This is a genomic window from Magnetococcales bacterium (genome assembly GCA_015231175.1).
Lineage (GTDB): Bacteria > Pseudomonadota > Magnetococcia > Magnetococcales > DC0425bin3 > HA3dbin3.
Genome location: JADGBZ010000054.1, coordinates 1 through 24,393, shown reverse-complemented (window position 1 = coordinate 24,393; position 24,393 = coordinate 1). Strand labels below are relative to the sequence as shown.

Annotated in this window: 19 protein-coding genes and 1 pseudogene; 16 read left to right on the top strand and 4 right to left on the bottom strand. The window is 58.4% G+C overall.

The features are described 5' to 3' along the window. Positions 1-140 precede the first annotated feature (140 nt). Positions 141-1,265 carry an alanine dehydrogenase gene (gene ald / locus HQL63_11395; protein ID MBF0177433.1) on the top strand — a complete coding sequence of 375 codons (1,125 nt, stop codon included), beginning with the start codon at positions 141-143 and terminating at the stop codon, positions 1,263-1,265. On the opposite strand, the gene HQL63_11390 is transcribed toward ald, so the two are convergent. Together HQL63_11390 and HQL63_11385 are read right to left on the bottom strand one after the other, a co-directional pair. Then, a complete protein-coding gene (locus tag HQL63_11390) occupies positions 1,256-2,785 on the bottom strand; it encodes a methyl-accepting chemotaxis protein (protein ID MBF0177432.1) in 1,530 nt (509 codons plus the stop codon). The two genes, ald and HQL63_11390, sit on opposite strands and share 10 nt — an antisense overlap. Positions 2,786-2,871: 86 nt before the next feature. Further along, positions 2,872-3,447 (bottom strand): hypothetical protein, encoded by a 576-nt coding sequence (locus HQL63_11385; protein MBF0177431.1) that lies wholly within the window; start codon positions 3,445-3,447, stop codon positions 2,872-2,874. Between the two features lie 269 nt (positions 3,448-3,716). Between HQL63_11385 and HQL63_11380 the strand changes: the two genes are divergently transcribed. From HQL63_11380 to HQL63_11345, 8 genes and pseudogenes are all read left to right on the top strand, one after another. Next, a complete protein-coding gene (locus tag HQL63_11380) occupies positions 3,717-4,847 on the top strand; it encodes an AI-2E family transporter (protein ID MBF0177430.1) in 1,131 nt (376 codons plus the stop codon). A gap of 122 nt (positions 4,848-4,969) precedes the next feature. Continuing rightward, positions 4,970-6,139, top strand: coding sequence for a glycosyltransferase family 1 protein (locus HQL63_11375; protein MBF0177429.1), 1,170 nt, complete (start codon positions 4,970-4,972; stop codon positions 6,137-6,139). 409 nt (positions 6,140-6,548) lie between these two features. Then, the gene (locus HQL63_11370; protein MBF0177428.1) at positions 6,549-7,826 is read left to right on the top strand and encodes an AAA family ATPase; all 1,278 of its coding nucleotides are present in this window, start codon (positions 6,549-6,551) and stop codon (positions 7,824-7,826) included. 3 nt (positions 7,827-7,829) lie between these two features. Beyond that, a complete protein-coding gene (locus HQL63_11365; protein MBF0177427.1) occupies positions 7,830-8,537 on the top strand; it encodes a DUF4276 family protein in 708 nt (235 codons plus the stop codon). 25 nt (positions 8,538-8,562) lie between these two features. Further along, positions 8,563-9,111: a hypothetical protein gene (locus tag HQL63_11360; protein MBF0177426.1), complete on the top strand. Its 549-nt coding sequence runs from the start codon at positions 8,563-8,565 to the stop codon at positions 9,109-9,111. 158 nt (positions 9,112-9,269) lie between these two features. Continuing rightward, positions 9,270-11,870 carry an ATP-dependent chaperone ClpB gene (gene clpB / locus HQL63_11355; protein MBF0177425.1) on the top strand — a complete coding sequence of 867 codons (2,601 nt, stop codon included), beginning with the start codon at positions 9,270-9,272 and terminating at the stop codon, positions 11,868-11,870. Positions 11,871-12,181: 311 nt separating this feature from the next. Next, positions 12,182-12,472, top strand: a pseudogene (locus tag HQL63_11350) (BrnT family toxin). Next, the gene (locus tag HQL63_11345; GenBank protein ID MBF0177424.1) at positions 12,438-12,719 is read left to right on the top strand and encodes a BrnA antitoxin family protein; all 282 of its coding nucleotides are present in this window, start codon (positions 12,438-12,440) and stop codon (positions 12,717-12,719) included. Before HQL63_11350 ends, HQL63_11345 begins: the two are co-directional and overlap by 35 nt. A gap of 18 nt (positions 12,720-12,737) precedes the next feature. Here HQL63_11345 and HQL63_11340 read toward each other — a convergent pair whose 3' ends face one another. Both HQL63_11340 and HQL63_11335 read right to left on the bottom strand, forming a co-directional pair. Further along, the gene (locus HQL63_11340; GenBank protein ID MBF0177423.1) at positions 12,738-13,742 is read right to left on the bottom strand and encodes a nitronate monooxygenase; all 1,005 of its coding nucleotides are present in this window, start codon (positions 13,740-13,742) and stop codon (positions 12,738-12,740) included. Between the two features lie 131 nt (positions 13,743-13,873). Beyond that, positions 13,874-14,245: a hypothetical protein gene (locus HQL63_11335; protein MBF0177422.1), complete on the bottom strand. Its 372-nt coding sequence runs from the start codon at positions 14,243-14,245 to the stop codon at positions 13,874-13,876. 721 nt (positions 14,246-14,966) lie between these two features. On the opposite strand from HQL63_11335, the gene HQL63_11330 reads away from it, so the two are divergent. The 7 genes from HQL63_11330 to HQL63_11300 form a co-directional block, all read left to right on the top strand. Then, a complete protein-coding gene (locus HQL63_11330; protein ID MBF0177421.1) occupies positions 14,967-18,473 on the top strand; it encodes a chemotaxis protein CheW in 3,507 nt (1,168 codons plus the stop codon). 13 nt (positions 18,474-18,486) lie between these two features. After that, the gene (locus tag HQL63_11325; GenBank protein ID MBF0177420.1) at positions 18,487-18,987 is read left to right on the top strand and encodes a chemotaxis protein CheW; all 501 of its coding nucleotides are present in this window, start codon (positions 18,487-18,489) and stop codon (positions 18,985-18,987) included. A gap of 62 nt (positions 18,988-19,049) precedes the next feature. After that, positions 19,050-20,063: a chemotaxis protein gene (locus tag HQL63_11320; protein MBF0177419.1), complete on the top strand. Its 1,014-nt coding sequence runs from the start codon at positions 19,050-19,052 to the stop codon at positions 20,061-20,063. 39 nt (positions 20,064-20,102) lie between these two features. After that, on the top strand, positions 20,103-20,420 hold the full coding sequence (locus tag HQL63_11315; protein ID MBF0177418.1) for an STAS domain-containing protein: 318 nt from the start codon (positions 20,103-20,105) through the stop codon (positions 20,418-20,420). Between the two features lie 82 nt (positions 20,421-20,502). Beyond that, positions 20,503-22,194 carry a fused response regulator/phosphatase gene (locus HQL63_11310; protein ID MBF0177417.1) on the top strand — a complete coding sequence of 564 codons (1,692 nt, stop codon included), beginning with the start codon at positions 20,503-20,505 and terminating at the stop codon, positions 22,192-22,194. A 24-nt stretch (positions 22,195-22,218) separates the two neighbouring features. Continuing rightward, positions 22,219-23,499, top strand: coding sequence for a chemotaxis-specific protein-glutamate methyltransferase CheB (cheB, locus tag HQL63_11305; GenBank protein ID MBF0177416.1), 1,281 nt, complete (start codon positions 22,219-22,221; stop codon positions 23,497-23,499). A gap of 6 nt (positions 23,500-23,505) precedes the next feature. Continuing rightward, positions 23,506-24,393: protein-glutamate O-methyltransferase CheR (locus tag HQL63_11300; protein ID MBF0177415.1), on the top strand; the 888-nt coding region annotated here is incomplete at its 3' end.

Sequence of the window (24,393 nt, the reverse complement as noted above, 5' to 3'; positions counted from 1 at the left end):
AAGGGCGCAGCCCTTCCTCCTGGACCTCCATCCCAGTCTTTTAATGGTTTTTTTTCGGGGCGTTGCCCCGGACCCCACCAGGAGGAAGAGCGCAGCCCTTCCTCCTGGACCTCCAAACGTTTTTTTGGGAACTTACCAACATGCGCATCGGGGTCATCAAAGAACGCCGCCCGGATGAATACCGGGTCGCCATCACACCATCCGGGGTCGAAACCCTGGTGGAACATGAACACCAACTACTGGTGGAGTCCGGCGCGGGACTCGGCAGCGGCTTCAACGATGCCCTCTACGCCGCCGCCGGAGCCGTCATATTGCCGGAAGTGACGGAAATCTGGGAACGGGCCGAAATGATGGTCAAAGTCCAGGAGCCCCAGCCCCATGAATATGCCCTCATGCGTCCCGGGCAGATCATCTGCGCTTTTTTTCACCTGGCCGCATCCCCGCCACTGATGCAGGCGGTCCTGGAGTCTGGTTGCGTGGCCATCGCCTACGAAACCGTCGAAACCCCGGATGGCCATCTTCCCCTCCTGGCCCCCATGAGCATCGTGGCTGGACGGATGGCCATACATCAAGGCATCCGCTTCCTGGAACGCTCCCAGGGAGGGCGAGGCCTCCTGCTGGGCGGCGTGCCGGGCGTGGAACCCGCCACGATCCTCATCCTGGGCGGAGGAAGAGTCGGCAGCAACGCCGCCCGCATGGCAGCCACCCTCGGCGCCCGTGTCCTGCTGCTGGATGTCAACCCGGAACGCATCCACCAGCTGAGCAGCAACATGCCCCCCAATGTCGTCCCGCTCATGTTCGATCGGCAAAAACTGCGGGAAACCCTCCTGGCCGCTGACGTGGTCATCAGCGCCATCCTTACCCCGGGCGCCAAAACCCCCCAACTCATCACCCGGGAGATGCTGCGACGCATGCATCCGGGGTCGGTCATGGTGGCCGTGGACATCAACCAGGGAGGCACCCTGGAAACGTCACACCCGACCACCCACAGCCGTCCAACCTTCGAGTTGGATGGCATCGTCCACTACTGTGTCGGCAACATGCCCGGAGCAGTCCCCATGACCGCCACCCCCGCCCTGACCGGCCACACCCTCCCCTACATCCTGGAGCTGGCCAACCAGGGAGTACACCAGGCTGCCGCCCACGACCCGGCCCTGTACAAAGGAATCAACGCCGCCTACGGACACCTGACCTCGCCCCCCGTGGCCGAAACCTTCGATCACCCCTGGATCAGCGTGGAAAAAGCATTGACCGATCAAACCTGATCGGTCACCTTGAATGCGGCCAAGGCCCTGTCGAGGGACTCCGAAAGCTGAATCAACTCCTGGGAAACGTCCGCGATGCGAGCGGATGTCCGGGCATTCTCCCGCACCACTTGGTCCAATTTGCCCACCGCCTCGGAAATAGCCTTTGTTCCATCGCTCTGGGCATTGGAAAGCTGATCGATCTGGGTCACCAACTCGGCGGTATGGACGATTTTCGGCACCAGCCTCTCCAGCATCTGTCCGGCCTGGGTGGCCGTTGCCATGCTGGCGACAGAGAAAGAACCAATCTCCTCGGCTGCCCCACTGCTGCGTTCCGCCAGCTTGCGCACCTCTGCGGCCACCACCGCAAACCCGCGGCCCTGCTCTCCAGCCCGGGCTGCCTCTATGGAGGCGTTGAGAGCCAACAGATTGGTCTGCCGGGCCAAATCGGAAATAATATGGGTTTTTTCGCTGATTTGCCGCATGCTCTCCACGGCAAGTTTCACCGCCTGGCCACTCTTGACCGCCTCTGCCGCCACCTCCCGGGCCAGCGCCTCGGTGCTCCGGGAGTGTTCGACACTTTTCCAGATCTGTCCAACGATGGTCGCCATGAAACGGGCCACCGCTGCGGAAATTTCGGAGGTGCTGGCGGAGCCATGCTCCAGTTGTCCACGGACCTCGTCAAACCGCTCCATGCTGGTGGCGATGGTCTGGAATTCACCGCGAATCAAGCGGATCATGTCGGCCAAACGATCAGCCATCCCATTGACATGCCAACCAATATCCGCAACCTCATCCCGTTTGAACGCCGTCACGACAATGCGGTGCCGCAGGTCGCCATCGGCAATGCGGGCAATGGTCTCCCGGGTTTTTTTCAAGGGAGTGATCACCACCCGTTTGAGCAACAACCACAACAAAGCCATAAACATCGAAATGGCGCCCAGAGACAGGACAACGCCATTCACCCACATCCGATGGATCCGCATCTCTACATCGGCCAAAGAGACCGTCAGACGCAACACACCCCGCACCGCATGCTGGTCACCATGACAGGCATGGCAGGGCTCCTTGTTGGGAATGGGAACAAAATAGGTGCGCATGGTCGAACCGTCATCACCACGCGACTCGACCAGAACCTGCTTCCTCCCCTCCACCGCCGCAGCAAACGGGTGCGATACCCGGGCTGCATCAAAATGAGTGAATCCAACAACCCCTGCCTCGCCACCAACCGATTCGCCACTCCCGGATTGAAACGCATCCTTTTCGTCCAAACGCTGAATATGCAGATCAACCAACCCTTCCATACCCTTGAGCCTGGCGGCATAGGCACGCGCCACATCCGTGTATCCGGAAAGCATGATGGTCTCAAGACTGCGGTCGATGTTATCGGTGAAACGGTGAATGGCGCGGTCATTCTGCTCCAACAAAATCTGCTCCGTCTCCCGTAAAAACATGAAGGTGATGCCCAACAAGCTGGCAATGCCGACAGTACCCAACAAAGTCAGCACCTTCCAAGCAATCGACCGATAAGCGTCTGCCACGACACGACCTCCCGGGACTGTTTGTTCGGGACGCAACCAGGGACGACGGAAACAGTGGAATCAACCCCTATCCGTCTTGCAGGCCTTCAGTCCCGTGAAACACCCATGATCGACTTGGCCTCAATGGCCTTGTCGTTGAGGTTTTCGATTTCACGCGCCACAAGATCCAACTCCTTCTGCGCCACAGCCAACTTTTCGTAAGCCTGATTCAACTTCTCGCGCAAAGCGAAAAGTTCCTCCTGCTGAGGACGGGTCTCCTCGTCCGTCTTGCTCCTGAGCTCCATATAGTCCCGGCGCTCGCTTTCCGTCGTGACCTCTGGGTATTCGAGCGATAACTGCTGAACCCTCCGGTATTTCTCCAGGGCACGATAGACCGGTTGCCGCTTCTCCTCCAGAGATCGCTCCCGGCTGCGCACATCTCCTTCAAGCTCAAAAAATTTGGTCTGCAACGGACGCAGAATTTCCTTTTTGACCTCAAACTCTTCCTTTTTCTCCTTGGCCTGCTGGGCCACCTCACGGGCCAAGGCTGTTGGACGCGCCAAAACCAGGGCCGGGGAGATCAATCCCGCCAACAAGACACCCATGACAAAGTAACGCATCGACTCTCTCTCCATCTCCATGAAAGCCCTGACATGAAAAACTTTGACATGAAAACTCGGCATGGAAGCCTTTGTCAGGGCTTCGCCCCGAACCCCACCAGGAGGAAGGGCGCAGCCCTTCCTCCTGGACCTCCATCCCAGTCTTTCAATCGTAAGCCTTTGTCAGGGCTTCGCCCCGAACCTCACCAGGAGGAAGGGGCGCAGCCCTTCCTCCTGGACCTCCTTCCCAGTCTTTCAGTCGCCAAGGGATACCCTCTTGCAGACGTGCAGACAAAACATTCCGCTCAGTGATAGAGTAGGCCCAACCATCGACTGAAGCAAAGGGCGTGCCCATGACCAAAAATACCGACCAGGAAGATCTGGCCCGTTTCGAAACACGATTTTTGATCACCCTCCTGGTCCTGGCCCTGGGCGGACTGTTGTGGCTCTTCATGCCCTTTTTGACCGGTTTGTTCATGGCGGTCCTGGTCGCTGTGGCCACCTGGCCGTTTTACCGGCGATTGCATGAACACTGGCGTATCCCCCCCAACCAAGCTGCCCTGATCACGACGTTGCTGACCTTCGTGCTGGTGATTGCCCCGGTGATCTACCTGACCGTCTCCAGCACCTTGCGCCTCGGGACCACCATCGACAACCTGCGCCATGGGTTGACCGGCCTGACCGACGCGGCCACCCTGAAAACGAACCTGCTGGAGTGGCTTGACCCCCTCCCCCTGCCTGCGGCCTTGCAGGAACGCATCCTGACTGAAATCCTGAACCGGAGAAATGAGCTGGCCGGCCATCTGGCCCACCTGCTCCTGGGCCTGTTCAAAAACATCGCCGGCCATGGCGTGGCCTTTCTCAGCTCACTTGGATTGATGCTTTTCGCACTGTTCTTCTTCTACCGGGATGGTCCACGCATCGTCAGGAAAATCAAGATACTGACCCCCCTGGACAACCGCTACGATGACATCATGTTCTCCCGCTTTGCCGCCATGGCCTTCACCCTGACCCTCTCCACCATCAGCATTGCCGCATTGCAGGGACTCTCCTTCTCCCTGGTGACCGCTTTTCTCGGCCTCCCCTGGTTCTACCTTGGCGTGGCGCTGGCCATGGCATCCTTTATCCCGGTGGTGGGAGGACTCCTCATCTGGGGGCCTTTGGCCTGGATTCTCTACTGGCATGGCCATCAGGCACAGGCGCTTTTCCTGGTCTTTTGGGGCGTGATGGTGATCGGCTTCCTCATCGACAATCTGCTGCGACCCCTCCTGGTCAACCGCCTGGGAAAAATCGTCCCACCCCACCAAACCGGCGGGCCCATCCTGGTCCTCAACCACACCCTCCTGACCGTCCTGACCACCTTCGGAGGGGTCATCCATTTCGGTATCCTGGGCTTGCTCTTCGGACCCATCATCGCAGCCATGGCCATCACCATCTTCGACATCTACGAAATGAAATATGGCGCCTGGCTGGATCATTCATGAAAAAAAGCTTGATATGAAAAACTTTATTGGGGCGTTGCCCCAAACCCCACCAGGAGGAAGGGCACAACCCTTCCTCCTGGACCTCCATCCCAGTCTTTCAATAATCTTTTTGGGTTTTGTCCATGCATATCTTTCTCGGTTTTCTTCAATCGCAAAAAAATCACCCCATCCCTGCCTACCACTTTTGGTCCACCTACATGCGCGGTGGACTCAGGGAGGCCGGCATCACCTGGTTTGAAGACCCAAACATCGACTGGGCCGCATGCCTGGCCGCCCCATCCGACCTGAAAGCCCAACAATGGCGGCAACAAACCTGGCCCCGTCTCCTGGACGCCCTCAAAAAGGCACACCGGAACCAATCCATCGATCTTTTCCTCGGCTATCTCTATCCACGTCATATCGATGTCCAGGCCATCCGGGAGATCCAGGCCATGGGTATCCCCTGCGTCAATTTTTTTTGTGACAATGTGCGCGAATTTAAAAAAATACCAGACGAATTCACTGTATTTGATCTGAACTGGGTGCCCGAATACGCAGCCTATCCCCTGTATCAACAACAGGGACTCCCCACCATCCATGCCCCCATGCCCATGTGGGTGGCGCCTGAGCATCGCCATGCCAACCATCCCGAACGGCATGGAACCGTCTTTATCGGCTCGGCTGATGTACAACGCAAATCATTGTTTGCCCAAACCCTCTCCCTTGGCGCCAAATTGGAACTCCGGGGAGCGGGGTGGCATATCACCCCAAAAGAATCCTCCGCCCTGCTGCCGAACCGGTTTCACCCCGCCCGTTGGCAGACAGGGGCACAACACCAGATCCGCTTCATCCGCGACGAAGGGTGGCTCCCTTTTTTGCGCAAGATCCGGGAAAGCTGGCGTCCTGAAATCTCCATGGACATCTTCCGCGACACCCTCGCCCCCCAACCCTCGGCGGAGGAGTATATCCAGATCATCCAACAGAGCACCATTTGCCTTGGGGTCAATCGCTACCCCAGCTTTCATCACCCCTTTGCCCAACCCGGGGTATACTCCCGTCTACGCGACCTGGAAGCCCCCATGCTGGGCGCCTGCTATCTCACCGAATGGTGCCCGGGCCTGGATCAACTTTACGACCTGGGGCGGGAGGTGGAGAGCTACCGGAGCGCCGAAGAGTTGGTGGAAAAAATAACGCAACTGTCGGCAGACCCGGAAAAACGCCGCAACCTGCGCCGTGCGGGACAGCGCCGCGCCCTGTCGGAGCACACCATCGACCGAACCATGCAAAGAATCGGTCAGGCCCTGAAACCGTGAATGGAGGTCCAGGAGGAAAGGCTGCGCCCTTCCTCCTGGTGGGGTTCTGGGCAAAGACCCGACAAAGGCCTACGATTGAAATACCGGAATGGAGGTCCAGGAGGAAGGGCTGCGCCCTTCCTCCTGGTGGGGTTCGGGGCGAAGCCCTGACAAAGGCTCTCATGTCAAAGCTTGTCTTGGGGGTTCGGGGCGAGGCCCTGACAAAGGCTTTCATGTCAAAGCTTGTCTTGAGAGTTCGGGGCGAAGCCCTGATAAAGGCTTTCATGTCAAAGCTTGTCTCGAGAGTTCGGGGCGAAGCCCTGACAAAGGCTCTCATGTCAAAGCTTGTCTTGGGTTCGGGGCGAAGCCCCGACAAAGGCTTTCATGTCAAAGCTCGTCCTGAATGTTATGAGGGTACAGAGTCACAGCCATGGCCAAATTGGAAGGTTTGCGCATCAAAAATTACCGGTCATTGCGTGATGTCACGCTTGGCAAACTCTGGAATTCCCAGCAAACCAAGCCGCTCACTCCCATGACCGTGGTGATTGGCAAGAATGGTGCGGGAAAAAGTTCCCTGTTCGACGCATTCGGCTTTTTGGGGGATTGTCTGCGAGTGGGGGTCGAAGAGGCCTGTGATTTGCGGGAGCGTGGCGGCTTCCAACGCTTGCGTTCTCAAGGTAGCGATGGACCCATCGAATTTGAGCTTTATTACCGTGAAGACAAAAATGCCCGTCCCATCACCTACGAACTATCCATAGACCTGGACCCATCGGGACGACCCTGCGTCCAAAAAGAACGCCTTCGGCAACGCCGTAAAGGTCAAAAACAAGGTCGTCCCTTCTCTTTCCTGTACCTGGCAAAAGGGGAGGGATTGGTGTGGTCTGGTCTGGAAAGTTACGCCAGCGGAAATGTTGAAGATAATTTGGATAACAACCAGAACAAAAGGGAAACGTTGCAAGAAGATGCCGACAGCATCAGGGTCCAGCTGACTGACCAGCGCAAATTGGGCATTGCCACGTTGGGTTCTCTCAAAGAACACCCGCGCATCACCTTGTTTCGTATTTTTCTTGAAGGATGGTATCTCAGTTATTTCTCTCCCAATGCCGCACGCGAAATATCCAAGGCTGGCCCCCAAAAACACCTCGATGAATCAGGAAAAAATCTGGGTAACGTGGTGCAATTCCTGGAAAGAGAGCACAGGAGAGTCTTTGAACGTATCTTGTCACGAATTGCCGAAAAAATTCCCGACATCAAGAAAATTACAGTTCACCGGGATGACATATCCAAAAATCTTTATCTGCTTTTCCACAGCACGGCATTCAAGGATCCTTTCACACACTATCAAATGTCCGATGGCACCCTGAAAATATTTGCCTACTATTTGTTGTTGGAAGATCCGGAACCACCCCCGTTCCTGTGTATCGAGGAGCCGGAGAATGGTCTCTACCATCAATTGTTGGAAGAGTTGGCAAGCCACTTTCGTGCATATGCCAATGGAAGAAAAGGTGGAACGCAGGTCTTTATGACCACGCACCAACCCTATTTCGTGGATGCTCTCGAACCCGATGAAGTGTGGGTTTTGAAAAAAGATACCGATGGATTCTCAAAGGCAACACGCGCCTGTGATATCCAATTCGTCCAGAACATGTTGAGTGAGGGGCAGCCACTGGGCGCTTTGTGGTATAGCGATTACCTGGATGCAGGTTAGGTCATGCACTTTGAAATCCTCGTCGAAGGGCAAACCGAAAAAACGGCCCTTTCCATCTTGATGGAAAAGATTGTCGGGCCCTATGGGAATCCACACACGTGGAGCATCCATAAACACCAAGGCATTGGGAGCTTACCAGAATTTCCGGATCACCCAGCCCATGTGAAAGATCGCACGCTCCTCCACAATCTGCCCGGTAAACTCCGCGCTTATGGCAAGGAGGCAAACGATGATGTGGTTATTGTGATCCTGGTCGATCTGGATAAGAGAACAGATTGTCGTACATTCAAGCAGGAACTTGTCAATCTTTTGAAATATTGCGAAAAAACTCCAAAACACCTCTTCCGGATCGCCATCGAAGAGCTTGAGGCCTGGTTCCTGGGAGACAGGTCAGCCATACTGGCAGCGTACCCTGATGCAGATCAAGGCGTTTTGGACACCTATGTGCAGGACGCACAGATCAACACCTGGGAGAAACTGGCCGAGGCCATCGACCCGAATGTCCGATCCAGCCTGGGCTCCGTTAAAAAACGATCGCCACTCACCCTGAAGCATAAACACATCTGGGCAAAAAACATCGCCCCAAAAATGGATGTTGAAAACAATGCATCGCCCAGCTTCACATGCTTCCGGGATGGTCTGCGAAGATTCATTCAACCCGCAAGACAGGTGACATCCCCTTTCAACCACCCAACATACCGTCGAAAATGACATAAAAATTGGAAAAGCCTCTGCCATGTCATCCCAGGAATTTCTCTCTTTGGACAATAGATTTTACATCATCGCGCTGGTCCTCCTCCTGGCCCGCCTGCGGCGCGTCTCCTTTGGCAATCGCTTCCTGGTCGCCCTGGTCAACCTGTTCGGCACCCTCCTGCACGAGTTGGCCCATTATCTGGTCGGTCTGCTCCTCCTGGCCAAACCCTCCCGCATCTCCCTGTGGCCCCAACAAACCCCCAATGGCCTCACGCTCGGGAGTGTAACCTTCAGCAATTTGCGCTTTTTCAATACAATACCAACCGCCCTGGCCCCCATGCTCCTCTTCTATCTGGCCTATCAGGTGGATCAACGCTTCTTCTCCCTGCTGCCCGACACCACACCAAACTTTTTACTCTACCTCCTGTCCATGACCCTGCTGCTGGAAAACGCCATCCCTTCAACCACCGACATCAAGGTGGCCTTCGGCCATATCGGCGGCGTCCTGCTTTATGGCGGTGGGGGATTCGTCTATCTGTTCTGGGAACGGCTGGCGCCGGAATGGGTAGGGTGGGTCGAGCAGGTGTTGTAAATAAAGGGAGCCAGCCCCCTGGACCCCGGTTCGTGGTGACGGAAAGACCGCCTGGGCAGTGACCATTTTTCTTTCAGCCATTGCCAAATCCTTCCTGCATGCATACTTCCGAAGCATGCCCAACGGCCTTCACGGCACGCCACCCCGGAGAAAAAGTTATGCGTCAGGAACGTTTGACCACCAAATCCCGCGCGGCCATCGAAAACGCCATCGGTTTGGCGGCCAGCCACACCCACCAGCAGATGGAGCCGGAACACCTCCTCCTGGCTTTTCTGGCCGAACGGGATGGCCTGGCCCGCTCGATCCTGGAGCAGGTGGGGGTTGCCATGGACAGTCTCGTCCAGGGGTTGGAGCAGGCTCTTGGCACCTTTCCAAAGGTGGCCGGCACCGGAGCGGATCGCATCATCCCGTCGCGGCGCTTCCAGGCGGTGTGGATGGATGCGGAACAATGGGCCACCCAATTGAAAGATGAATACACCTCCACGGAACATTTTTTGTTGGCCATGACGCGCGAAAAAGAGGGCCAGGGAGGCGAACAGCTCCGCCAGGCCGGCGCCACGGAAAAAAATCTGCTCACCGCCTTGCAGAGGGTGCGCGGCAACCAACGGGTCACCTCGCCGGATCCGGAAGGCACCTTCCAGGCCCTGGAAAAATATGCCCGGGATCTGACTGCGCTTGCCCGCCAAAACAAATTGGATCCGGTGATCGGTCGGGATGAAGAGATCCGGCGCACCATCCAGGTGCTCTCCCGCCGGACAAAAAACAATCCGGTGCTGATCGGCGAACCCGGCGTGGGCAAAACCGCCATCATCGAAGGGCTTGCCCTGCGCATCGTGCGGGGCGATGTCCCGGAATCACTCAAAGGAAAACGCCTGGTGGCCCTGGATATGGGCGCCCTGATCGCTGGCGCCAAATATCGGGGAGAATTCGAAGAGCGCCTGAAAGCGGTCCTCAAAGAGGTCCAGGATGCCAACCATGGGGTGATTTTGTTCATCGACGAAATGCACACCCTCGTGGGGGCCGGACGCACCGATGGAGCCATGGATGCGTCCAATCTTTTGAAACCAGCCCTGGCACGCGGGGATTTGCACTGCGTCGGCGCCACCACCCTGGATGAATATCGCCAGCACGTCGAAAAAGATGCCGCCCTGGAGCGGCGTTTCCAGCCGGTCCTGGTGGGGGAACCCTCGGTGGCCGATACCATCTCCATCTTGCGCGGCATCAAGGACAAATACGAGCTGCACCACGGCGTGCGCATCACCGATGGGGCCATCGTCGCCGCCGCCACCCTGGCAGACCGGTACATCGCTGACCGTTTTCTCCCGGACAAGGCCATCGACCTGATGGATGAAGCCGCCGCCACCATTCGCATGGAGATCACCTCCAAACCCCGCGCCATCGATGAAATCGACCGTAAAATTTTGCAACTGGAGATCGAGCGCACCGCCCTGACCCGAGAGACGGATCCCGCATCCCAGGAACGCCTCGGCAACCTCGAACAGGAACTCGGCAACCTCAAGGAGGAGTCCGCCCGTCTCACCTCCCTCTGGCAAAAGGAAAAATCGGCCCTGACCAACATCCAATCCCTCAAGGAGACCCTGGAGCGCCAGCGGCATGAACTGGACGAGGCCGTGCGGCACAATCTCCTGGAAGAGGCCGGCAAACTGCGTTATGGCGCCATCCCGGAACTGGAACAACGACTGGCCGCCGCACAGAACATGGCCAAGGAGAACGAAAACCGCCTGCTGCGGGAGAAGGTCGATCAGGATGATATTGCCACCATCGTCGCCCGTTGGAGCGGCATCCCGGTCACCCGCCTCCTGGAAGGGGAACGCGCCAAACTGCTCCAGATGGAGAGCCGTCTGGCTGAACGGGTCGTGGGCCAGGAACAAGCCCTGTCGGTCATCTCCCGAGCCGTGCGCCGGGCACGCGCCGGCCTCCAGGATCCGCAACGGCCCCTGGGCTCCTTCATCTTTCTCGGGCCAACCGGCGTCGGCAAGACCGAGTTGACCAAGGCCCTGGCCGAACTGTTGTTCGACGATCCCCAGGCCCTGGTCCGCCTGGACATGTCCGAATACGCCGAACGCCACACCGTGGCCCGTCTCGTGGGGGCGCCCCCCGGTTACGTCGGCTTCGAGGAGGGGGGACAATTGACCGAAGCGGTACGCCGCCGCCCCTACAGCGTTATCCTCCTGGACGAAATCGAAAAAGCCCACCCGGAGGTGTTCAACGTTCTGCTCCAGGTTCTCGATGACGGGCGCCTGACCGACGGCCATGGCCGGACCGTCAATTTCCGCCACACCCTGATCATCATGACCTCCAACATGGGTTCACAACACATCCAGGAGATGGCCGGCGCCCAGGATCATGCCGCCATGTCCAGTCAAATCCTGGCCGAGTTGCAAGGCTTTTTCCGGCCCGAGTTCCTCAACCGATTGGATGACGTGGTCATCTTCCACCGCCTGGCCCGCGAGCACATGGAAGCCATCATCGCCATCCAGATGCGCCACCTGCACACCCTCCTGGAGTCGCACAAAATCACCCTGGAGCTGGGCGAGACCGCCCGCAACCTGCTCGCCGAAACAGGGTACGATCCGGTTTATGGTGCAAGACCCCTGAAGCGCGCCATACAAAAGCTTATCCAGGATCCCCTGGCCGAAGGGATGCTGGCCGGCCAGATCAAGGATGGAGAACACATCCGGGTCGAGGCGCCCCATGGAGAAATCCGCCTGCATGTGAATGGTATGAAAAACGCTTGAAAAACCATAACTATTCACCACCCGCTAACGAATCGGGGTCCAGGGGGCTGGCTCCCTGGCTTAGTCCAGGGCAGCGCCCTGGTGGGGTTCGGAGCGAAGCCCTGACAAAGGCTTTCATGCCCAGGCTTTTCTTGAATCGGGGCGAAACCCTGACAAAGGCTTGCGTATCCAGGCTTTTCTTGAATCGGGGCGAAGCCCTGACAAAGGCTTGCATGTCCAGGCTTTTCTTGAAAAAGTAGTGAATAGTTGCAAAAACATTTGACGAACTGAACCTATCGTCTATACATTTTCGTATAGACGTGGAGGATGATTTGCACTAGACCTGGGATCCGCAGAAAGACGCGATAAATCTTCGGAAACACGGGTTGCCATTGAGTGTTGGGGAAGTTGCCCTGGCCGATCGGCTGGCCGTTTCTCTTCCAGACCCGCACCCGGATGGTGATCGTTGGAATACCGTAGCCGTTGTCGCCGGAGTAGCTCTTTTCGTCGTCCACACATGGCCCGGCAATAGTTCCCCAGGCCGTATTGTCAGCGTTCGACGGGCAACAAAACACGAGAGAAGGGCGTATGAAGATGGTGAATACCAGGAAGCTTTCTGCTGACGAACAGGCCGCTCTTGACGTGCTACGCGACCGCCCCGATTGCGACATAGACCTGACCGATCCTGATGCTCGCGAGGTGACATCGTGGAGTGGTGCCGTCCGGGGAGCACTTTTCCGGCCTGTCAAAAAGCCCGTGGCCATGCGCCTTGATGCCGACATTCTGGAGTGGTTTCAACGGCAAGGCCCTGGTTATCAAACCCGTATCAATGCCGCCCTGCGTGAATACGTTGCTCACCACCAACGTTAAAGAGTAACTGATAACGATTCAAACACCCCGCAATCTTTTTTCCACCTCGGCGACCAGCTCCTGCATGACCACGGCCACCGGTTGGATCGCCTTGACCAGGCCGACGCTCTGACCGGCCATGACCGAACCGAACTCAACATCGCCGTCGATGGCGGCCCGCCGCAAGGCGCCAACCCAGAAGTGTTCCAACTCCAGGATGGCTTCCTTGCGCTCCTTCCGCCCCTCCTTGACCTCGCCGATCAGGCGAAGCTGCATTTGATTGAAAACCTCCGTTCCCTTGTTGACCAGGGCCCGCACCGGAATCACGGGCAGAACCGGGTCAAACTGGACGGTCACCACGGCATCGCGGGATTGAGCGCGTATGAAGAGATTTTTGAAGTTGGCATGGGCGATACACTCTTCGGTGCAGACAAAGCGGGTGCCGATCTGACACCCTGCCGCCCCCATGGCCACCAGGGTGGCCACCATGTCGCCATTGGCGATGCCCCCCGCCACAAAGACCGGCACCTCCTCCACAAACGGCAGAATCTCCTGTACCAGAACTCCCGTGGCCACGGGGCCGACGTGACCACCCGCTTCATGGCCTTCGATGATCAGGGCATCCGCGCCCCGCTGGATCAGGCGTTTGCCTATCGCCAGCGAAGGAGCGAAAACAATCACCTTGACCCCAGCCTCCTTGAGGGTACGCATGGTCTCCTGGTCTGGCAGCCCACCTGCCAGGACACAATGGCTCACCCTTTCCGCCACCACCACCGCCACAAGTTCGCTCAAACGCGGGTTGAGGGTGATCAGGTTGACCCCAAACGGGTTGCCGGTGCGGGTGCGCACCTGATGGATCTCCTCCTGCAATTTTTCGGGAGGCATGTTGCCCGTAGCCAGAACGCCGAAACCTCCGGCGGCAGCAATGGCCGCCACCAGATTGTGTTCCGACAGCCAGGACATGGCTCCACCAAGGATGGCGTGACGCGATCCCAAAAAAGCAGTCCCGCGCGACCAGGAATCCCGCAACCGTTCCACAGTCATGATCCATCGACTCCGCACACGAAAAAAAGGCCGGAAAAATCCGGCCTTGTGATTGACCTGCCACGACCGGAACAAGCGCGACCCGGTCTGGTCAGATTGACCTGGTGAATAGCCACAAACAGGCAGTATGGTCAGGCGGCGCGAGCCGCCGAGGCGCGCATCCGCTCATGCCGGGCCTGCGCCGCCCGCCTGGCCGACTCGGGCAACAGACACACCTTGAGGCGCTCCTCCAACCTCCGCAAGGCCCAACGCGGATCGATGTTGACCAGAGAGCAGATCCAGTTGAAAGAACCCGGTTCCATGGAGGAGGAGTGGAACCATTTTTTCAGGGTGCGATAGTCGTAGCGAAAAACGGGATCTTCCATGACGGTCGGATCCTGCCGATACCGCTCCAGGGCCACAAGATCACGCACAGCGCGATCCATGACCGCCATCCACAGATGGGTGTCATTGTTATCGAAAACCGGCTCATCCAGCATCTCCGCCAATACCGTTTTTCTCATCCGATTTCCCTCCCTCAGGCAACCGATCCAAACTCTCGTCCAGACCGATCACTGGCCTGTATGGATCCCCCGTCAGCTGCCAAAACCGCCACACCGACACGCGGAACCCACTCCAAAATTGACACGACGCCAACGGCAACTCCACCCAATCACAGCCGGTAAAAAGTCGTCGGCAACCATGCGACCCGTCCCATCAACGCACAAACGGCACACCAGCCAGACTTGCACACTCAGAAGCAAGCATGGAAACATTTGAAAAAATAGAAAAAAAGCACACAGAAGCGGACTGAACCGCTCATCTGCGCCTCCTCCCGTTCCTGTTTCGCAACGGACTATAACAAAAAGGCCGGGGAAATTTCATCCTAATTTTTGCAATAATCCGGTACCCTCTCAAAAAAATAGCTGCCCAGGCGATCTTTCCGTGTCACTGTTTGGCACCCGACAACGCATCGGGGTCCAGGAGGCCGGCTCCCTGGCAAGGCCAGGGATAGCGTCCTGGTGGGTTCGGGGCAAAACCCGACAAAGGCTCTCATGCCCAGGCTTTTCTTGGAAAGGGTGCTGCATGGTTACTTTTTTCCTGGTTTTGCACGGCAATCCATTCAATCATGTGGAGATGCCACCCGGTACCTTGTCGCTGGTACCGGTCTTGCAGGCCGCCTGAACGATACACGGATTGGGTTTGCACCCTGTCACAACCCCTGCGCTTGGAAGCGGAACGGCCATGTCCGAGGAAGATGATGAATTGTTGGGGATGTTCGTCCAGGAGGCGGTCGAGCATCTTGAGACCATCGAGCCTGACCTGCTGACGCTGGAGGAGAATGGCAGCGCGACGGAGCGGGACATCATCAACCGCTTGTTTCGGGGCGTTCACTCCATCAAGGGCTCGGCAGGCTTCTTTGGCTTGACCGCCATCACCAAGCTAAGCCACACCATGGAAAATCTGCTTGGCAAGGTGCGCGATGACCCCAATGTCGCCTCGCCAGCCGTGACCGACAGTCTTTTGGCGGGCCTCGACAAACTGCAGACGATGATCGGTGACGTCAGCAGCAGCGAATCCGTCGACGCCAGCGAACAGGTGGCCAATATCCAGGCCCTTTTGGCCGGGTTGGATGGCGGTGCTGCACCCGCTGCGACGAAACCGGCGCCACCGGAACCCCCGCCTGCGGAAGCCACGACGGAACCCCTGGTCGATGCGGAGCCTCCGTTGCCCGAATCCGCCGCAGCGGAAGGGACCGACGAAGAACCCCCAGCCGAACCAGGCGACTCCTCCCCTGAAATGCCTGAGGCCGCCGCCACAACCTCGGAACCCCCACCCGATGCAGCCGATGAGGTGACTGTTCTGAATCCCACGGCGCCCTCCCAGGCGCTGACCCTTCCACCGACCCATGTCAATCTGAAAAATCTGGAGCTGTTCCCGGAGGCGGTCACCAACGCCGTTCACCACGGCCAGTTGTTTTTTGTCGTCAAGGCGCCGCTCCCGAAAGATGCCGACGAGAAGCGTTCCCACTACGCCAAGATCAAGGCCCTGATGGAGTCCGTGGGCCAGTTGGTGGCGACCAATCCGGACATCGCCAAGGATCCGGGACTCACGACGGTGTCGGAGGTCATGGAGGTTCTGCTGGCCACCGTGTTGGAGGCGGACCTTCTGCAAACCCTGTTGCAGATTCCCAGGGAAAACTTTGCCGCACTCCCGATTCCCGACTCCCTGACCAGGCTGGCGGCGGCGTTGCGCCCGCAGTTGCAGCCCGATACCACAGCCATTGCCGCCGCGTCGCGTGGTCGTCCCGCTCCCTCTGCGGCGTTGCACGACACCACCGCCTTGACCTCACAGCCGGCGGACGATGACGGACCAACCGACAGGCGGCCACGTCTGCGCAAACCCAGCGCGGGCTTTCAGGGACAGGCCAAAGGTGGACAGGCCAAGACCGCCTCCGCCACCACCGCCGCGACCAACCCGACGGCAGGCAAGGGGAACGCCCCCCCCGCCGTGGAAGAAACCCTGCGGGTCAGCGTCTCGCTGCTGGACGAACTGATCAACATGGCCGGAGAGCTGGTTCTGGCCCGCAACCAGTTGACCCGCGCCGCAACCGATGTGGCCAGCCAGCATCCCAGCATCGGACCCCTGGTGCAAAATCTGGACTCCATCACCAGCCGCATCCAGGAAAAGGTGATGCAGGCCCGCATGCAGCCGGTCAGCGTGGTCTTCAACAAATTTCCCCGGATCATTCGTGACCTGGCCCGCAAACTGGAAAAAAAGATCGACCTGGAGTTGCGGGGCGGCGATGTGGACCTGGACAAGTCGGTGATCGAACACCTTTCCGACCCGCTGACCCATATGATCCGCAACGTGGCCGATCATGCCATCGAATCCCCGGAAGATCGCATCGCAATCGGCAAGCCCGAAGCAGGACGGGTGGAGTTGGCCGCCTACCACGAAAATGGCATGGTCAACATAGCCCTCAGCGATGATGGCGCCGGCATCGATGGCAACAAGATCAAAATGAAGGCCATCGAAAAAGGCCAGATCACCGAGGAACAGGCCGACGCCATGAGCGAGGAAGAGGCCCTGAACCTGATCTTCATGCCAGGCTTGTCGATGGCGAAAAAAGTCTCGGATGTGTCGGGACGTGGCGTGGGCATGGACGTGGTGCGCACCAACATCGAAAAGCTGGGTGGAACGGTCCACATCGAGTCCAAGGTCGGACGCGGTACGCGCATCATCCTGAAATTGCCCCTTACCCTGGCCATCATCCCGGCCATGATCGTCTCGTCCGGCAGCCAGCGCTTCGCCATCCCGGAGATCGGTCTGGTGGAGATCGTGCGCGTGGCGGAGTCCGACCGCTCCAACCAGATCGAAACCGTCGGCAATGCCCCGGTCTTGCGCCTGCGCAACATGCTGCTCCCCCTGGTGGATCTCGCTGATGTCCTGGGGATCCAACGCACCTTCCCCCCCGACAGCGACGATCCCGACCGGCGAGGACGGCTCTCCGACCGACGCACCCGGCGGCACCGACCGGAAGAACCGGCAGCGACGCCCGTGGTGCGCGGCAAAACGGCCACCCCCGCGCACCGCAGCGCCGGAAACCGGCGCAACAACGACGACCGCCGCCACCCTGGCAGCCTTGTGGCCTACGTCATGGTCCTGAACGTCGGCGGCAACGAGTTCGGCATGGTGGTGGACGAGGTGCTCGACAGCGAAGAGATCGTGGTGAAACCCCTCCCCTCCTTCTTCAAGGATAACGTCTGCTTCTCGGCCACCACCATCCTGGGCGATGGCACGGTCTCCCTGATCATCGACTACGCCGGGGTCATGGAGCGTGCCAACATCAGCTTCAGCAACGTCGAGCGCGCCACCCGCATGGACCTGGATGCCGAACGCCGCGAAGCCTTGCGCGAACGACAAAACATTATCCTGCTGGAAACCGATACCGGCCTGCTCATGGGCATCGTCCACAGCATGGTGCGGCGCGTGGAAAAAATCTCGCCCAATCTGCTGGTGAATATCGGCGGCCTCCCCTACGTGCGGTATGACCGCAAAACCTTCCGCGCCGTCTACCCGGATCAGGTCATGGGCCTCGAAGGGATGGGGCTGGCACCACGCCCGGAAAGCGAAGATGAGGACAATGACCTGTGCATGGTGGTCCCCAACATCCCGGATATCCAAGCCGGCCTGATCTTTGCCCGCATCATCGACACCCGCGAGATCAACATTGAACTGGACACCCGCGCCATCGTCGCCGACGGTCTGTTTGGTTCTGCCCAGTTGGATGATCGGGTGGTCCTCTTCCCGGATGTGAACCGGGTGCTGGACCTTGCCCGCATCACCACCTCCCATCTGGAGTCCAAATTCGACGCCGCCGGCCTGCGCGCCCTGGTGGTGGACGATACCCCCTTCCTGCGGGTGTTGACGGCCAGCTATCTCAGGGAAATAGGCTTTGAGATCGACCAGGCCGAGGATGGCCAGATGGCCGTCGCCATGTTGCGCAGCAATCAGTACGACCTTTTGGTGACCGATATCAACATGCCCCTCATGGACGGCTTCGAGCTGGCCGCCGAGGTGCCCTCCACCTTCCACAGCGACATCCCCATGGTCGCCACCACAACCTCCATCTCCTCCGACCTGGAACAGAAATGCATCCGGGCCGGATTTTTTGCGTGTGTGCCAACCATCGACAAAAAACGGCTGCTGAAGGTGGTCTCCTCCCTTCAGCCAACGACGGATTTTTAAGGGAAAGCGAGCCATGCTGGTCAGCACGTTCACCCTGGGCGACCTCTATCTGGGCATCGAGATCCTGCTGGTGCGCGAGATCAATCGCTCCATGGAGTGTACCCCGGTTCCCGGTTCCCATGACTACATCCGTGGCATGCTGAACATTCGCGGACGGGTCATCACCCTGTTCGACCTGAAATGCCGCCTGGGCTGGAACGATGCCCAATCCATCGCCGATGGCACAAGCAATAAACGTAAACAATACAACGTTATCATGAAAACCCGCAGCGAGGTGATCCAGATCAACCGCGAAATCGGCGAAGCCCGCTGCCCCTGGCAGGATCCGGTAGGCCTGGTCGTCGATCAACTGGGAGATGTGCTGGAAATCTCCGATGACAATATCCAACCCCCTCCTGCCAACCTGCGCGGCATCGCCGCCGATTTTGTCCACGGTGTGGTCGAATTTGAAAACAATCTGCTGGTCATTCTGGATGTTGCCAGTGTCCTGGGCGTCGGATCGGAAGTGGCGTAGCAACTCTTCTTTTTTCAACCCCCTGACCATGCAGCCGGTACCAGATCAGGTGACCCCGCGTAATGGACACTGAGGAACAACAACTCGCCAAAGCGATCCAGCAGCAGATTCATCAGGAAATGGATCTGATGCGTGCCGATGCCGACCAGATCCGCTTCCTGGTGCAGGATGCCATTGTCAAGTTGACAGCCAGCTTCAATGGCTTGCGGGATCAATCGAACAACCAGAACCACCTGGTGACCTCCTTGACCTCCAGCATGGAGGGTGGCGAAAACGCCGATCAAGCCAGTGAGGAAGGCGCCCATAAGCGTATCAATATCAGGCAATTCGTCAGTGAGACCGATCAAATTCTGCGCTCCTTCGTCGATCACATTCTGCTGATCAGTCGGCAAAGCATGGAGATGGTCCATCGCATCGATGACCTCTCCAACCAAATGACCGAGGTGGTCGCTTTTTTGCACGATATCGATGCCATCGCTGAACAAACCAACGTCCTGGCCCTCAATGCCCGGATCGTCTCCGCCCGGGCCGGTGAAGCCGGCAAGGCCTTCGCGGTGGTGGCCGATCAGGTCCGCAAACTCTCCAAGGACTCCAATCTGTTCAGCCAAAAAATCAACCAGGTGGTGCGCCGTTCGCAGGAAAACATCGTTTCGGCCAAGGAGATCATCGAGGTCATGGCCTCCAAGGACATGAGCTTTGCGATCGAATCCAAAGGACGGGTTGACGAGATGATGGATGAGGTGAGTAAAATCGACCAGTTTACGGCTTCAACCCTGGTCAAGGTGTCGAAAATCACCGAACATATCAACCGGGATGTGGGCACAGCCGTGATGTCCCTCCAGTTTGAGGATATGGTCACCCAACTCGTACAAAGTCTGGAGAAGCATATCAACCTCACGGAACAGTTCACACATATGGTATGCTGTGGCTGCCTCGATCCCGGAGCGGCTGACCATGCGGCGCAAGTGAAGGCCATTCGCCAAACCCTGGAGGAGCATATGGGGATTTTTGCGCAACACAGCCATAAACCTGTCGATCAAACCTCCATGGACGAAGGCGACATCGAACTGTTCTGATCCAGTCGGGTATCATCCATTTGCCAGCAGGAGAGAACCATGTCGGGAACCATCACCGTCAACCGTAGCGACACCGAAACCGCCATCAGCATCAAGGGACGTTTCAATTTCGAGATGCACTCCCAATTCCGGACTGCCTATCAAAACGAGATCGACGGATCAGTCAACAAACATCGCAAGTTTGTCATCGACCTGACCGGAACCGAATACATCGACTCCTCGGCCCTGGGCATGCTTTTACTGCTGCGGGAAGAGGCCGGTGCCAACGAGGCCGACATTGAAATCGTCAACGCCCGACCGGAAATTCGCAAAATTCTGGAAACGGCCAATTTCCAGCGCCTCTTCAAAATTAGCTGACAACCGGGCAGCTGACAACCGGGTAGCTGACAACCGGGCAGCCCCGTGAACGGCCCACATCGACCTGTGGCAACGGCAAGGCATGAAAATCCTTATAGTCGATGATGATCGCATCAACAGCACCATTCTGAACCGGCTCCTGAGCCGGGACGGTCACCCTGTGGTGACGGCCTACAATGGTCGCGATGGCGTCGCCTTGTTCAAGTCCGAACATCCTGACCTGGTCTTGATGGACATCCGCATGCCATTGATGAATGGCTATGAGGCGGCCCGGCAAATCAAGGAAGCCAGCCAGGATCGTTTCATTCCCATCATTTTTTTGACTGCGGTCACCGACGACGAAGGTTTGGCCCGATGCATCGAGGCTGGCGGTGACGACTTCCTGACCAAACCGTTCAACCGGGTGATTTTGCAGGCCAAGATCAGTGCCATGGAGCGCATTCGACAACTCCACGCCGTCTTGCACAGCCAGAAAGAGCAGTTGGAAAAGCACCAGGAGGGGGTCCGCCAAGAGATGGAGGTGGGACAGCACCTCTTCTCCAATATCGTGCGCGCCGGCAACCTCCTCGACGCCCCCTGCCTGAATCACTGGACCGCCCCCATGTCGCTGTTCAACGGTGACCTGCTGGTGGCGAGCTACACGCCAGCCGGCAGCCTGCACATCATGCTGGGCGATTTTACCGGTCATGGCCTGTCGGCTTCCGTGGGCGCACTCCCCCTGGCCGAACTTTTTTATGGCCTGACGGCACAAGGCTTCTCCATCGGTGACCTGGCGGAACAAATCAACGACAAGTTGCACAAGGTTCTGCCCACCCGCATGTTTTGCGCCGCCTGCCTGATCGAGGTCGATTTTCGTCAGAAAAGCCTCATGGTCTGGAACGGCGGGCTGCCCGATGTCCTGGTGACCGACCACAGTGGCCGCGTGGTGCGCCGCATCCGCTCCAGCCACCTCCCTCTGGGGGTCTCCCCCATGCGGCGCGAGGATCGCAAAGTGGAAATCCTGGAGATGCATGATGACGACCGGGTCTTTCTCTACTCGGATGGTCTCACCGAGGCCACCAACGATCAGGGCGCCATGTTTTCCCAAGAGGGACTGGAGTCCCTTTTCAACGGCGATACGCCCCCCGAGAAGCTGTTCCCCACCATTTTGCACACCCTCGACACGTTTCGTGGCCTGGCCGTGCAAACCGATGACATCAGCCTGCTGGAGGTGGTCTGTTCCCGTGCCGGTGAGGATCCTCCCGGAGGACGGCCCCAGCTTCCCCAAAAGGATATCCCTCCCTCCAGTTGGAAAATTTTCTTCTCTTTTTCGGCCCACACCTTGAAGTCGGTCGACCCCCTGCCAACCATCATCAACGCCCTGATGAATCTACAGGCCCCCTCTGGCCAACGGGAACGCATCTACACGGTTTTGGCCGAACTGTTTTCCAACGCTCTGGATCACGGTCTCCTGCAACTGGACACCCGCACCAAAGAGACCCCGGAAGGTTTTCTGCGCTACTATGCCCAACGCGAGGAGCGCCTGGCCGCCCTGACCGAAGGGGAGATCGAAATCCACCTGACCCATACGCCCCATCCTCAAGGGGGCGAGCTTCGCATCCGCGTCGCCGACAGCGGCCCCGGTTTTGACCCCAGCAAGGTGCAATCCTTTCTGGAGGGGAACCTCCATCACGGAGGTCGGGGCATCGCCCTGGTGCGCTCCTTGTGTACGGAGTTAACTTATCACGGCAACGCCAACATCGCTGAGGTCACCTACCGATGGACTTGTTCGTAACTCATGCAGGGCACTGGTGACCCCGTGACCACTTCTCTCCGTGTCATGGTGGTCGATGATACGATCACCTACCGCATGATCGTCAAAAGCGTTGCCGAGAGCATCACTGGCATCCAGGTCGTCGCTTCCGCCAACAATGGCCGCGTCGCTCTGGAACGCCTGCCGCTCGACCAGCCTGACGTCATCCTGCTGGACGTGGAAATGCCGGTCCTGGATGGTCTGGAGACCCTTAAATTTCTCCACAAAAACCACCCGGATGTCACCGTCATCATGGTCAGCGGACTCTCCCGTTCCAATGCCAATCTCATCATGGCGTGCCTCCAGGAAGGGGCCCTGGACTTTGTGACCAAACCGCTGGAGTCCAACGCCACCCGGGCGCGGGAGGCCTTGCGACGGGATCTCGAACCCATCCTGACATTGCTGTTGCAAAAAAAGGGACACGCGCCAAAAGCCGCCGCGCCACCGGCGCCCGTCATGCCGACCCCTGCCGCACAAGGTTCCAACGGAGGCGCTCCCAACCCAGCCGGAGGCGCCGCAACTCCCAGAGAGTTGCGGCCCGCCCTTCGCAGGACGCCGCCACCCGAACTGCATCCCAAACACCCCTCCGGCGCCGGGCCCCATGTCGAGCCTTCCGCTGCAACTCCGCCTCCGCCTGCGGCGCGTCCACAACCGCCACAACCCGCGCCGCAACCCGCCCGTCGCGTGGCAACCCAGCATGGCGCCGCCCCCATGCGCCCCGGCTTGCTGCTCATTGGCTCTTCCACGGGTGGTCCGGCAGCCTTGACACGTGTTTTCTCCGGAATCGGTCAAGCCTTGCCGATTCCTACCCTGATCGTGCAGCACATGCCCCCGGTCTTCACGGCATCCCTGGCGACCCAGTTGCAGAAAAGTTCCGGCATGGACGTTCAGGAAGCCCGGGAAGGGTTGCCTGTCAACCCGGGCAGCGTCACCCTGGCTGCGGGAGGAGTCCACATGGTCGTCAAGGAGGGCGCCCAGGGATTGACCCTCGCGCTCCACGACGGACCCAAGGTGAACGAATGTCGCCCGGCGGTCGATGTGCTGTTCCAATCCGTGGCCGAACATTTTTCCGGCCCTGTCCTGGCTGTCATCCTGACGGGCATGGGACGGGATGGGGCACAGGGTGTTGAACTCCTGAAACGCAACCATCAGGCTTGGTGCATCGCCCAGGATCAGGAGAGCTGTGTGGTCTATGGCATGCCCCGGGCCGTGGTGGAGTTGGGTCTCGCCGATGAACTTCTCCCGCTGGACAGAATCGGACCCAGAATCCTGGAACTTTGCCGGTGACCCTACATGACGATCTCTCCGCAAGAGTTTGATCTGATACGCAGCTATGTTCATGAACACAGCGGCATCCAGATCGCCGAAGGAAAGGAGTACCTGGTCGAGAACCGACTGAATGTCCTCATGGTCCAGGCAGGCTGCCAGGATTACATCCAGTTCCACGCCAAATTGCAGGTCGATGCCCACCTCGGAGCCAAGGTCATCGACGCCATGACCACCAACGAAACCCTCTGGTTCCGTGATGCCTCGTTCTTTTCGGCCATAGCGGATTTCGTGGTGCCGGAGTTGCTCCAAAAAGGCCGGCAACAACCCCGGGTGCGCATCTGGTCAGCGGCCTGCTCGACCGGCCAGGAACCTTACTCCATCGCCATGCTCCTGGATCACGGCATCCGCAAATCGAGCGACGCCACCCCGCCCCTGGACCGGTTTGAAATCCTGGCCACGGACCTCTCTTCGACGGCCCTCATGATCGCCAAAGCCGGGCGCTACAGCCAGTTGGCCATCTCCCGGGGCATGCGCCAGGCCTTTTTGGAACGTTACTTTGTGTCACAGGCCAACAACCTGTCTTATGAAGTGGACTCCGTCATTCGCAGGATCGTCACCTTTCGCCCATTCAACCTGAAGGAGAGCTTCGCCGAACTCGGCCAGTTTGACCTCATTCTTTGCCGAAACGTTCTCATCTACTTTTCCAATGAACTGAAAAGCAGCATCTACCAAAAACTGCACGCCTCGCTTGCGCCACAAGGTCTCCTGGCCATCGGCGCCTCCGAGTCGCCACGCGGGTATACGTCTGAATTCGACCAGGTTGTTCTGGGCGGTTCCACCCTCTACCGACCCAAAAAAACAAGCAACACGCCAACCCCGGCCCTTGCCAACCCCCCCCCCCTTACCGGGTCG